Source organism: Mucilaginibacter sp. BGA-UO-ETr-C110 (assembly GCF_059567985.1).
On record NZ_JCAQPB010000002.1, the window covers coordinates 1,799,640 to 1,813,084 of the forward strand.

Annotated in this window: 11 protein-coding genes; 7 read left to right on the plus strand and 4 right to left on the minus strand. The window is 42.3% G+C overall.

Features of this window, described 5'->3' with window-relative positions; genetic code table 11:
* The first annotated feature begins 342 nt into the window (after window positions 1-342).
* The 7 genes from AC57BQ_RS08545 to AC57BQ_RS08575 all read left to right on the plus strand — a co-directional run bounded on the left by AC57BQ_RS08545 (window position 343) and on the right by AC57BQ_RS08575 (window position 8,056).
* Entirely contained in the window at window positions 343-1,698 is a 1,356-nt protein-coding gene (locus tag AC57BQ_RS08545) for a sigma-54-dependent transcriptional regulator (RefSeq protein ID WP_496405866.1), read from the plus strand.
* Complete coding sequence (locus AC57BQ_RS08550; protein ID WP_496405867.1) at window positions 1,688-3,037, plus strand: sensor histidine kinase; 1,350 nt, start codon at window positions 1,688-1,690, stop codon at window positions 3,035-3,037. Before AC57BQ_RS08545 ends, AC57BQ_RS08550 begins: the two co-directional genes overlap by 11 nt.
* A gap of 106 nt (window positions 3,038-3,143) precedes the next feature.
* Window positions 3,144-3,713, plus strand: coding sequence for an NADPH-dependent FMN reductase (locus AC57BQ_RS08555; protein ID WP_496405868.1), 570 nt, complete (start codon window positions 3,144-3,146; stop codon window positions 3,711-3,713).
* Between the two features lie 7 nt (window positions 3,714-3,720).
* On the plus strand, window positions 3,721-4,299 hold the full coding sequence (locus AC57BQ_RS08560; protein ID WP_496405869.1) for a thioredoxin family protein: 579 nt from the start codon (window positions 3,721-3,723) through the stop codon (window positions 4,297-4,299).
* A gap of 453 nt (window positions 4,300-4,752) precedes the next feature.
* The gene (gene htpG / locus AC57BQ_RS08565; protein WP_496405870.1) at window positions 4,753-6,636 is read left to right on the plus strand and encodes a molecular chaperone HtpG; all 1,884 of its coding nucleotides are present in this window, start codon (window positions 4,753-4,755) and stop codon (window positions 6,634-6,636) included.
* Between the two features lie 139 nt (window positions 6,637-6,775).
* Complete coding sequence (locus AC57BQ_RS08570) at window positions 6,776-7,387, plus strand: YdeI/OmpD-associated family protein (protein ID WP_496405871.1); 612 nt, start codon at window positions 6,776-6,778, stop codon at window positions 7,385-7,387.
* A 147-nt stretch (window positions 7,388-7,534) separates the two neighbouring features.
* The gene (locus AC57BQ_RS08575; protein WP_496405872.1) at window positions 7,535-8,056 is read left to right on the plus strand and encodes a DUF4251 domain-containing protein; all 522 of its coding nucleotides are present in this window, start codon (window positions 7,535-7,537) and stop codon (window positions 8,054-8,056) included.
* A 290-nt stretch (window positions 8,057-8,346) separates the two neighbouring features.
* Here AC57BQ_RS08575 and eutC read toward each other — a convergent pair whose 3' ends face one another.
* The 4 genes from eutC to AC57BQ_RS08595 form a co-directional block, all read right to left on the minus strand.
* Entirely contained in the window at window positions 8,347-9,102 is a 756-nt protein-coding gene (gene eutC / locus AC57BQ_RS08580) for an ethanolamine ammonia-lyase subunit EutC (protein ID WP_496405873.1), read from the minus strand.
* A 1-nt stretch (window position 9,103) separates the two neighbouring features.
* Window positions 9,104-10,483, minus strand: coding sequence for an ethanolamine ammonia-lyase subunit EutB (locus AC57BQ_RS08585; RefSeq protein ID WP_496405874.1), 1,380 nt, complete (start codon window positions 10,481-10,483; stop codon window positions 9,104-9,106).
* A gap of 67 nt (window positions 10,484-10,550) precedes the next feature.
* Window positions 10,551-11,891: an ethanolamine permease gene (gene eat / locus AC57BQ_RS08590; protein WP_496405875.1), complete on the minus strand. Its 1,341-nt coding sequence runs from the start codon at window positions 11,889-11,891 to the stop codon at window positions 10,551-10,553.
* A gap of 180 nt (window positions 11,892-12,071) precedes the next feature.
* Window positions 12,072-13,004, minus strand: coding sequence for a sugar phosphate isomerase/epimerase family protein (locus AC57BQ_RS08595; protein ID WP_496405876.1), 933 nt, complete (start codon window positions 13,002-13,004; stop codon window positions 12,072-12,074).
* Between the last annotated feature and the right edge of the window lie 441 nt (window positions 13,005-13,445).

Here is a 13,445-nt window from a genome sequence, read left to right on the forward strand (position 1 = left end):
TAAGCAATTAAAGCGTACGCTTCTGTTACAGCAAGTGTCCGGTTATGATACAGTGATACAATTTTGCGGTATCCCTTCATTATTGATTTACAGTTTAATACTTGTATTATTATAACTGGTATGAAATTTAAGCATTCAATTACTAATTTGCACAAAGTTTCTATGGTTCATAGATCATAGTTGATGGTTCATAGCAACAAAATGCTATTTGGCTTCACCCAACCTCGCTTTTGGGTGGGATTTAGGCGGGGCTAAATATTTATAAAGACATTAATTATAAACTATCAACTACCAATTACTAACTATGATCCATGAACTATCAACTATGAACTATATAAAAATATGATATTAAAAAAAGCTACTATTTTAATTGTTGATGATGACCCGGATGTGCTGACCGCCGTTAAGCTTTTACTGAAAACAGAAGCCCAGGAAGTGATCACCGAGAAAAACCCGGAGAATTTGAATTGGTTGTTGCAGCGCAACGAGGTTGACCTGGTTTTGCTGGATATGAATTTTAATAGCGCTATTAATACTGGCAACGAGGGTTTATACTGGTTGCGTAAGGTTAAGGACTGGAAACCTAACGTATGCGTGATCATGATAACCGCTTATGGCGATATTGATCTGGCGGTACGTTCCTTAAAAGAAGGTGCTAATGACTTTATTGTAAAGCCATGGCATAACGAAAAACTGATAGCCACTATAAAAGAGCTGTTAGATAAAAAGGAAGGCGTAAAAACTACCAAAACCGCGGTGAAAAGCACGGCGGGTGACACTTCTATCCTGGGCGAATCGGAAGTGATGCAGGATATTTTTTACAAGGTAAATAAAATTGCCCCTACCGATGCTAATATCCTGCTCCTGGGCGAAAACGGCACAGGCAAGGATCTGATGGCCAAAGCTATACATGAACGTTCACTACGTGCAGATAAGCCATTTATTAAAGTGGATGTAGGCGCCCTTACCGATACTTTATTTGAGAGTGAGCTTTTTGGTCACAAAAAAGGCGCTTTTACCGATGCCCGCGAAGATCGTACCGGCAGGTTTGAAGACGCGCAGGGCGGTACCCTGTTCCTGGATGAAATTGGTAATATTACCCTGCAGCAACAGGCCAAATTATTAACCATACTGCAAAACCGGCAGGTAACCCGTTTGGGTACCAACAAAGCCGTTGATATCGATATCAGGTTGATTTGCGCTACCAACGTGCCTATGCATGAACTAGCCAATGAGAACCGCTTCCGTAAGGATTTAATATACCGGATCAATACCGTTGAGATCAATATGCCTCCTTTGCGCCGCCGCAATGAAGATATTTCCATACTGGCCAGGCACTTTGCCAAGTTGTATGCCAGCAAGTACCTTAAACCTTCGATGGATTTTGATGCCGCGGCTTTACAAAAATTAAAATCATACAATTACCCCGGCAACGTGCGCGAATTGCAGTATACGATTGAAAGAGCGGTGATTATGGCCGATGAAAACATACTGCGCCCGGATGACCTGATATTTTCGATCCTGGAAACAGCGCCCGAAACCATTGCCGATGATGATAACATCCAATTAAGCACTTTGGAAAAGAATGCTATACTAAGGGTTATTGAAAAACATAATGGTAATATAACACGGGCTGCTAAAGAATTGGGATTAACCCGCACAGCCCTATACCGCAGACTAAGCAAATATGATATTTAACCGATATGAATGGCGGCTCTTGCTGCGCGTGTTCCTGATGTTTCTGGCCTTGATTGCCGCCTCATTTGTTATTGTTAGCGGCAAACCACTGTACCTGGTTATTTTTATCCCGCTCATCGTGTACGCGGTTATTGAGATGATCCGCTTTCAGAAAAAAGCACAGGACGAGGTAAACCAGTTTGTGGAGTCGATACATTACCGCGATTTTTCGAGGCATTTTGATGTTCGCCGTGCACCTAATGAGCTAAAGCCATTACGTAAAGGTTTTAATGATATCAATACCACCTTTAAGCTCATCAGCCGTGAGCGCGAAACGCAGTACCATTACCTGCAAAAAATATTGGAACTGGTAGATACCGGCATCCTGTCGTTCGAGGAAGAAACCGGTAACATCAGCTGGATCAACGAGGCCTTTAAAAACCTCATCGGTATACCTTATCTCAAAACCGTTCATTCGCTCGAAAAACGCGACCCGGCCCTGTACCATGAATTAACCATCGTAAAACCCGGCGATAGTAAGATCATCACCATTACCCGCAACCAGCAATTGGTAAAAATGCTCATCACGGCCAGCGTTATGCGCAGCGATGATATCTTGTACAAACTGATAGCTTTCCAGAACGTAAGTGAAGCCCTGGATGAAACCGAATCGAAGGCATGGTCGAAATTACTCAACGTAATGACCCATGAGATCATGAACTCGGTGGCGCCTATATCATCATTAGCGGATACGTTGAAGAACCGGCTTCAAAGTCCCGAAATAACCGGTGCCATTCAAAGCAGCGAACTGGAAGACCTGGAACTGGGTATCGATACCATCAAAAGGCGTAGCGAAGGTTTACTCAAATTTACCGAAAGCTACCGTAGCCTCAACAAGATCACCAAGCTCGATCTGAACAAGATCCTGGTGCGCGACCTGTTTGAAAACCTGGCCAGCCTGATGCGGCCCACACTCGAGAAAAAGAACATCGAACTGGAAATTATCCTGCGTGACCCTACCCTGGCCATACAGGCCGATATTAACCTGATAGAGCAAGTGATGATTAACCTGCTGGTGAATGCCATAGAGGCCGTAAAAGACCGCGATGAACCGCGCCTGATACTATCAGGAGAATTACAGAATAACAGTAAAACCCTTGTAAAGGTGACCGATAATGGTTTAGGCATGCCACCCGAACTGCTTGATAAGATCTTTATCCCCTTCTTCAGTACCCGTAAAACCGGTAGCGGTATAGGGCTCAGCCTATGCAAGCAGATCATGCTGCTGCATAAAGGCAACATACAGGTTCAATCAACCGAGGGCAAGGGATCCTCGTTTATTTTGCAGTTTATACCGTAGAGCCCCCTAAAGAGGGAATTAAAACTTACTGGTTTTTAAATTTTAAATAAAAAGCGGTGTCATTTCGAACGATAGAGAGAAATGACATTTTTTTTAATGGATGAGTATGACACATAAAGTAATTCTAACAAATCAGGGAAAGAGAAGTCTCCTCGCCATTCCCGGCAGTCTGCGCTCCGGTTCATCTAACCACCATATCCTGAAATACCTGGCTACCCAGGCTCCTGCCGATATTAATTATACTATATACAACGAACTGGCCCTGATACCGCCTTTTGATCCTGGTTTAGATAACGATAACCCACCGGACGTTGTGGCGCGTTTACGCGGGCTTTTAGCCAATGCCGATGGCCTGATTATTTGCACGCCGGAATATGCCTTTGGCGTGCCCGGGCAGCTTAAAAACATGCTCGATTGGCTGGTATCGAGCAGTTCATTGGTCGAAAAGCCGGTGGCGCTCATTACAGCCTCCTTAGGTGGCGAACATGCCCATGCCTCGCTCCTGCTTACGCTGGGTGCGTTAAATAGTCGGGTTATTGATGGCGCTACACTGCTTATTCCCTTCATCCGCTCCAAAATAAACGCGGAAGGCACTATCACTCACCAGGATACCGAAGAAAACTTAAAAATATTGCTGCATAATTTTTTACCTTTAGTGACAGATTCACCTCAATAAATTTACCATGAAAAAGATCATTTTATTAATGTTTGTGATGGCGATTGGCCTTAGCAGTCGAGCGCAGACCACTAACCCATCGGCCGATGAGGTATTGAAACAGGCTTATACGCAGGCTGCCAAAGAACATAAAAAGGTAATGCTGATATTTCATGCTTCGTGGTGTGGCTGGTGCAAAAAAATGGAAGCTTCGTTGAACGATCCATCCTGTAAACAAATGATCGATAACAACTATGTGATAGCCACATTGGACGTGCTGGAGCAGCCTGCCAAAAAGAACCTGGAAAACCCGGGATCAACAGAAGCCCTGGCAAAATTTCATGGCGAAAAATCAGGACTGCCCTTTTGGTTGATCCTGGATGAAAAAGGAAAGATCTTAGGCGACAGCCAGGTAAGACCAAAAGGCGCTTCGTTGGATACCTATGGCGATAATGTAGGTTGCCCGGCCAGCGAAAGCGAAGTGGCCTATTTTGTTCAGCTGCTAAAATCAACCTCGAAACTAAGCGATGATGATCTGGTCGTTATTGGCAAACGTTTCGCGCTCAACCAACCCGCCCCGGCAGCAAAACCAGCAGGTACAAATTAAGCGAATAGCAGATACCTTAACCAGCATTTGATGATGCCCCGGAATTTTCGTATCTTTATATCAATAGCAGCCCGGCTCTCTTTTACACAGAGAGCCGGGCTGTTTAGTTAAGGATTAAATAGAACAAAAACAGACCATTTTGTATATAGAAATCTGATTATCAAATATTTAATACTTTTTAAAGTAAAAAAACGTGTTAAAATTTGTTAAAAAGTGTTAAAATCGATGGTTTTGACTCAATTTTGAGGCCTTTTTGAATGAAAAACGACCAGTTTTGGCCAAAAAAGTGTTAAAATTTAAGCTTTAAAAAGCCTCTTATCCAAAGTTTTAACATCTGCCCGGCAGCTGACCTCAAAAAATCTTTACTGCCAATTTGACAACATCACACCCTTTGGAACAGGCATTGATGGCTACAGATCGAAAATCATATTAAATCAATCATATAAAAATATTATGCAAGAAAAAGGCAGTATTTCGATTCACACCGAGAACATTTTTCCGATCATTAAAAAATTCCTGTACTCTGATAATGAGATATTTCTGCGCGAGTTGGTATCAAACGCCGTAGATGCTACCCAAAAGATCAAACGCCTGGCCTCCCTCGGTCAATACAACGGTGAATTGGGCGATCTGCGTGTTGAAGTAGCTTTTGATGCCGACAAAAAGACCATCACCATATCTGATAACGGTCTGGGTATGACCGCTGAAGAGATCAAAAAATACATTAACCAGATCGCGTTTTCGGGCGCTACTGAGTTTATGGAGAAATTCAAAGAAGCTAAAGACGCTAATGAGATCATCGGTCGTTTTGGTTTAGGTTTCTATTCGGCTTTCATGGTAGCTGATAAGGTTGAAATTCAGACACTTTCATACCAGGACGGCGCCGAACCTGCTTACTGGGTTTGCGATGGCAGTACCGAGTTTGAAATTGGCGAAGGCGTACTGGAAGAACGCGGTACCGAAATCACCCTGTTTATCAACAGCGAATCGGAAGAGTTTTTGAATGAGCACAAGCTTCAGGAGATACTGGACAAATACTGTAAATTTTTACCTGTACCTATTAAATTTGGTACTAAAACTGACAGTGAAGAAGATGGTGTAGATGAAGAAGGCAAACCAAAATACATTGATGTTCAACACGATAACATCATCAACGATACCAACCCTATCTGGACAAAAGCGCCATCAGAATTAAAAGATGAGGATTATCTTAACTTTTACAAAACGCTTTATCCTTTCAGCGAAGACCCCCTATTCTGGATCCATCTGAATGTAGATTATCCTTTCAATCTGACCGGTGTATTATACTTCCCTAAGCTGAAAAATGATTTTGAGGTACAAAAAAACAAGATCAAACTATTCAGTCGCCAGGTATTTATCACCGACGAGGTAAAAGACATTGTACCGGAGTTCCTGATGTTGTTACATGGTGTTATTGACTCACCAGATATCCCGCTTAACGTATCCCGCAGCTTTTTACAAGCCGATAGCAACGTTAAAAAGATCAACAGCTACATTACCAAAAAAGTAGCTGATAAATTGTCAGAGCTATTTAAAAGCGACCGTAAAGCCTACGAAGAAAAATGGACAGATATAGGTTTGTTCGTAAAATACGGTATGGTAAGCGAAGACAAGTTTTATGACAAGGCCAAAGACTTTGTTTTGGTGACCAATACCAAGAACGAGAACTTCACCCTGCCCGAATATAAAGACAAAGTAGAAGCCATACAAACCGATAAGGATGGTCAGCTGGTTTATATTTACACCAATGATCCGGCAAAACAGGATGCCTTTATCCAGTCGGCTGGTAAAAAAGGTTACGATGTACTGGTGATGAACTCTCCTATTGACAATCACTTCATCAGTCAGCTAGAGCAGAAACTGGAAAAAACATCGTTGAAACGTGTTGACGCTGATGTTGCCGATAAGCTGATCAAAAAAGATGATGCTCCGGAAACCATTTTGACCGAAGAGCAGTCAACCAAAGTGAAAGACATCTTTAACAAAGCTATTAACAAGCCGGCATACAACGTTCAAATAGAGAGCCTTAACCCGGATGAGCTACCTGTAACCGTTACTATGGACGAATTTATGCGCCGTATGAAAGATATGGCAGCTATGGGCGGCGGTATGAGTTTTTATGGCAATATGCCCAATAATTACAAGGTAATTGTGAATGGAAACCACAAGCTGATCAACCGTATATTACAGGAAGAAAATGAAAACACCCAGGCTCAATTATCAAAACAGGCATTTGATTTGGCCCTGCTTTCTCAAGGTTTATTGACAGGTGCCGAGCTTACAGAGTTCGTTAACCGTAGCGTTAATTTGATATAACTACCTGTATTTCAATAATTTGAAATAAAAAGCTATTATATTAAAACTAAGCCACTCGTATAAAACGGGTGGCTTTTTATTTTTATTATTTTAGATTTGTTGTAAACAGTTATAAATCAGACTATAAAACACGCTTAAAATGTCAAAATTTAATCCTCAATTTGATGAGTATATCGAAAAATCTGCAGATTTCGCAAAGCCGATCATGGAATATTTACGACAAATAATTCATGAAACATGCCCGGAAGTTGAAGAAATCATTAAATGGGGCAATCCGCATTTTGATTATAAAAGTGATATGATGTGTATCCTTGCGGGCTATAAAAACCATTGCTCATTTAGCCTTTACAAAGCGGAACTAATGAGTGATACAAAGATAATAGAGAGTGTAAAGGCAGGACAAAAGATGGGATATATGGACAAACTAAAATCGTTATCAGACCTGCCGGCGAAGGAAACATTGGTAGCTTATATCAAAGAAGCTATGGTTTTAAATGAAAATGGAGTAAAAAAAGCGAAGTCTGTATCTGAAAAACCAAAAGTAATTGAAGTGCCAGACTATTTTAGCGAAGCCCTGACAGCTAATCCAGTAGTAAAGGAAATTTTTGAAAGTAAATCCGCCTCTTTTCGTAAAGACTATTTAATTTGGATAACCGATGCAAAAACAGAAGCCACAAGGCAAAAAAGGATCGAACAATCTATGGAATGGATAGCTCAAGGAAAAGGCAGATTTTGGCAATACGAGAAATAAGCTAATTTGGCAAAAACTAAGTAAACTTATTCAATTTGTACCAGATCATCCGCAAAAACGGGTGATTTTGTTGTTTAAATAATGCTTAACTTTAATAGTAATTAAACCTCAGTATCACTTTATCGTCTAACCAACAAATACTTAATTATGAAATTGTTAAAGAATATATCAGTATTGCTTTTGTTGGCTTTTATCAGCATTAACATAGTTAATGCTCAAAGTACCAGCAAAGATAAAAAGGCTGCCCGCGCCCTGGCTATAAAAAATATGGTCGAGGCCCAAAACTATGTATTTAAAGCCAATTATGCTCTGCCTATGAGAGGTTCAAGCCGGTCGTTAACTTCGGATTATGATCTGACTGTATCCAAGGATACCGTTGCCGCGTTTTTACCCTATTTTGGCAGGGCCTATACCGCTCCTTACAATCCTACAGAGGGTGGTATTAAATTTACCAATACCCACTTTACTTATACTTCAAAAGCGGGTAAAAAGGGTGGCTGGAGTATTATTATAAAACCAACCGGCAAGGACAAAAACATCAGCGATTGGCGCGACGTGCAAACCTTAAGACTTGACATTTCTGCAGATGGTTATGCTTCACTTCAGGTAACCAGCAGTAACCGCGATCCGATCTCTTTTAACGGCACTATTGAAAAGCGGGGAAAATAAGCTTTTCCCGTCTCCTCAGGGTCTCCTGAAAGGGACCCTGAGCTGATATAAGGGTACTACTGCTCGATGAGCATAACCGTCCGAAGCCGGAGACATTCAGACAGCGCATAAAACTTTCGCTCAATTCTACAGGCAGCAGGTTAATGACATTGAATACTTTGCTCTAAGATGGTTAACACATTACATGATGTATAAATATTTAACTACTTGATTTTAAGTAGTATAAATAAATACTAACCATAAATTATGTAAACCATGTAAACCCACTTTTTAGTCTCCTCTTGGCTTTCTCAGCTTTCCAGCAATCCCGCATTGTCTTTAAGCATTACGCCAGACGATTTTCGCTTAAAAGCCTCACTGATGAGGTAGAATATTTTTTTTGCCGCTTTGGTATACGATAAACCACCAGGTCTGATATTGGATACGCAATTACGGGCTTCGTCTGTAAGGCCTGGTTTCGGGCCATAGGTAAGATAAACACCCAGGCTATCTGCCGAACTTAGTCCTGGCCGTTCGCCGATAAGTACCAAGGATAGCTTTGCGTTTAATCCGTGGCCAATGTCATCACCAATAGCCACACGTCCCTGTTCAACCAGGCTTATGGGTGCCAGCTTAAAACCGGCTGCTGTTAGTTGCGGGATGAGCGCCTGTAGTAATCCCAGGGAGTTTTTATTAACGGCAGTTGCCGACAAACCGTCGGCTATAATAATGGCAACATCTGTTTGGTTATGGTATTCCTCAAGCAACGCAATGGATCCTTCATTTAACCTGCGACCCATATCTGGTCTTTGCAGATATTGTTCACGGTAACCTACCCTGCTTTGTAGCTGTAAAACAGGCAAACTGAATAATTTAATTAAATCTGTTAAATTATTGATATCCAATTCAGAATATACCGCATCACGAGCGTGGGCATGAGCCAGTTTAAACTCCAGTACCTGTTTTAAGGGTATGCTGGTACCCACCCGCCCAATGGCTATCCGGGCCGGGGTAAACTCCTGTAGCGCCTTTAACGGCTGTATCTCCTGGGGGATATTCCTTTTCATGTTATTTGATCATGGCATCCAATAAACCGTGTGATTGGTTTACTGGTAACATATTTCCATTACCATCAACTATTCCCTGCTTGATGAGCCATTTATCAAACTCAGGAGCGGGCTTTAAGCCAAGTACTTTGCGTAAGTACAAAGCATCATGGAACGAGGTTGACTGGTAATTCAGCATAATATCATCGGCTCCGGGGATACCCATCACAAAATTACAGCCAGCCACCCCCAACAAAGTGAGCAAATTGTCCATATCGTCCTGATCAGCCTCGGTATGATTGGTATAGCAAACATCCACTCCCATAGGTAAACCAAGCAGCTTTCCACAGAAATGATCTTCCAAAGCGGCCCGGATAATTTGTTTGCCATCATATAAATATTCAGGTCCGATAAAACCAACTACGGTATTGACCAGCAATGGTTTAAACTTCCGGGCAACCGCATACGCCCGCACCTCACAGGTTTGCTGATCTACACCAAAATTGGCATTGGCCGATAGCGCGCTGCCCTGTCCAGTTTCAAAATACATCACATTATCGCCTATGGTTCCGCGATTTAAGGATAAGGTGGCTAAATAGGCCTCCTCAATTAAACTCAGGTTGACCCCAAAACTGGTATTGGCCTGCTCCGTTCCTGCTATGGATTGAAAACAGAGATCAACAGGGGCGCCTTGATTAATCAATTGCAAGGTGGTAGTAATATGGCTCAGTACACAGGTTTGAGTTGGTATATCAAACTGGTAACGAATGTTATCCATCAGGTGGAGCAGGTTATTTACCGCTGTAGGGCTATCCGTAGCTGGATTAATACCAATACAGGCATCTCCGCTGCAATTCAATAAGCCATCAATAATACTGGCCGCCACTCCTTTTGGATCATCAGTTGGATGATTAGGTTGCAATCGGGTACTGAAATGCCCTTTTAAACCGATAGTATTCCGAAAACGGGTGATCACCTCACATTTTTTTCCTACAGCTATCAGATTCTGGTTACCCATTAATTTGGATACCGCGGCCGCCATTTCAGGCGTAATGCCAGCGGCTATACTGGTTAAAGTTACAGAATCTGTTTCATCACTCAGCAGCCAGTCGCGCAACTCACCAACGGTTAAATGGCTTATCAAGCTAAAACCCGTAATGTCATGGCTATCAATGATCAACCGGGTTATTTCATCCTGCTCGTAAGGTATCACCACCTCGTTCAGGAAAGTTTTTAATGGTACATCAGCCAGAGTTATCTGGGCTGCCACGCGTTCTTCATAACTTTCAGCAACTACACCGGCAAGCTCATCGCCAGATCGGTACGGCGAAGCCTTGCCCAGCAAAGTTTTCAGATCAGAAAACTTATAAACCTTATTGCGTATGGTGTGCTTGTAGGACATTTATTTTCTTAATTATCATTAGGTCATTGTTTCACCAGCTAATTTGATGACTGAATGGCCAAATGCCTTAATGATTAAATTCCGGAGCCGTCATCATTTCGTCGGTCAACGCTATTTTATGCTTTCCCATTAATACAAAAATCGCGATCACCACAGCTAAACCTGCAAAAAATATACCGCTCACCTCCAAATTAAACCAGATGATAGCGAACAGGCATACCGTTGATATGATAAGGGCCGTGGCCGGGAACACTGGGTAAAAGGGCGAAGCAAATGGTCTTTCCAAGCGCGGTTCTTTTTTGCGGAGGATAAACAGGCTCAGCATGCTCATCAAATACATCACAATGGCCCCAAGTACCGATAGTACGATGATCTGTGCTGTAGTGCCACTATAAATAGCTATAAAGCTCACCACCCCGCCGGCAATAAGCGCCCAGTGCGGCGTTTTAAACCTGTGATTGATACCTGCCAATCCACGTGGCAAGTAGCCACTGCGTGCCATAGCAAATACCTGCCTGGACGAAGCCAATATAGTCCCATGCAAGGAAGCAATGAGCCCAAACAGGCCAATACTGGCGAATATTTTAGTAAGACCGCTTGCTTTGCCTAAAACAATTCCTATAGCTTCTGGTAGCGGATAATCCAGGTTGCTCAATTTGCGCCAATCGGTTATGCCACCAGTTAATATCATGACTCCCAGGGCCAATGCGACTAATGTAGCCAATGCTGATATATACCCTCTCGGGATGTTCTTTTTAGGTTCTTTAACCTCTTCGGCAACCATGGCCACACCCTCGATAGCCAGGTAAAACCAAACCGCGAATGGCAATGCCGCGAATACTCCGGCCCAACCAAAAGGCATCGGGTTACTCAGGTAATTATCCATTTTAAAATGGGGAGATACAATACCCATGTACAGCAATAGTTCGGCTACGGCCAGTATAGTAATAAATACCGAAAATGTGGCAGATTCCTTTACACCCGATATATTCAGTACGATGAAGGCCACGTTGAATACCATGGCTGATTGCATAATGGGGATAGCCGGGTATAAAAAATGCAGGTAGCTCCCCAACGAAATAGCTATTGCCGGTGATGCCAGTAAAAAATCGATCAGTGTAGCGTAACCGGCTACAAGACCTCCGATAGGCCCCATGGCACGGTAGGCATAAGCAAACGCGCCACCTGCATGCGGAATAGAGGTGGTAAGCTCCGTATAGCTAAAAATGAAGGTGATATACATTACGGTAACCACCAAAGTAGCTATCAAAAAACCAATGGTTCCGGATACCGCCCAACCCAGGTTCCAGCCAAAATATTCGCCGGATATAACCAGCCCCACAGCTATTGCCCACAGGTGAACAGGTTTTAATACTCGCTTTAACTGTTCTGCCGGGGGTGCTGCCATATTAGTTTGTTTTAATGCGGCTTTAAGATACTTAAAGCCGCTGTTAAATCAAAATGATGACATGTTATGGAATTGTTAACACCCCACCCAACCCTCCCCAAAGGGGAGGACTGACCTTCCTTCGAACACCTTTCCCAAGATACTTTTAAAGTCCTCCCCTTTGGGGAGGGTTGGGTGGGGTTACACCTTCAGCGTATTTTTCAAATACCCAATACTACTGGTTATGCTAGCCAGTGGATCTTTAGGCATGTCGTGTTCTACAAAGAAATGTTTCATTCCGGCGGATGATGCTGCGGCAAAAATGGGTTTAAAATCAATAGTGCCGCTGCCTACAGGCAATATAGTTTCACGCTTGGCATCCAGATCCTTAACGTGCCATAGCGGAAAACGGCCCGGATGTTGCTTAAACATTTCAACCGGATTTTTGCCGCCTTTTATAGCCCAGGCCAGGTCGAGTTCCATTTTTACGTTTTGGGCGTCGGTTTCGCTAAGTAACAGATCGTAGGGAACTTTGCCCTCAACCGGATGAAATTCCATATCATGGTTATGATACGCAAATTGTATCCCTACTTTTTTAGCGGCCTCCCCCGTTTTATTCAGAACTTCTATAGTTGATTTGATTTCCTCCAGTGTACCTGTAGGCGAATTGGCGCAAACAAGGTATTTGATCCCTCCTTCGGCAGCATCGTCAACTAATTGCTGCATATCATCGCGCAGGTTTTTCATGGGTGGTATCACCATAGGCTTACCATCGGCTCCTACGGGCATTTTTGCTCCCGGAGGCATTTTGAACGGCGCTCCAAGCACATGATGTGATGTCCAGGCCATGCCCATGTCATTCACCATAGCTTTGAACTCTTTTGGGCTCATACCATAGTAACCGCCTTTTTTGCTAAAGGCCGATTCCAGCTCCTTATAGCCCAAACCGGCTATTTTGGTTAGGGTTCCTTTTACATCTTCGTCAATAACTCCAAAAAATGTAAATAACTGTAAACCAACTGGGTGTCCGCCTTTTACATTATTGAACAACGTACCCGCTTTGCCGGATAGTGCCATGGTGCCAAGAGCCAGTGCCCCAGCGCTTTGGATAAACTTTCGCCTGTTGTAATTCATGCTGATAATTTTTAGTTTTTAATAAGTGGTACAGTAAAACTAAATAAATTTTATATCGAATTAAACTTTATTGTGTCTTTTTAACACAATAATTATTGACGATAATTTTTTTATCAGATATTTCAAATTGATTGTGGCAAAAAATGGGGCTATTTTTGATCCGTTAGCCCGGTCAAAAAACTTCTTAAACCTTAAATTTTAACAAATTTCTGCTCAAAAACGGGGTAAAAACGCTTGAAAATCACTTCAAAAACCCTCATTTTAACACTTTTTAACAAATTTTAACACGATTTTGATGAGTTTTGAAAGCTTTAAAAAGTATTAATTACCTGATTAACAAATAACTATATAAAAAACGGTCGTTTTTTGGCCTTGTTTTTCCCTTAACTAAACAGCCCGGTTCCTTTATAAAAAGAGAACCGGGCTGCTATTTATATAAAT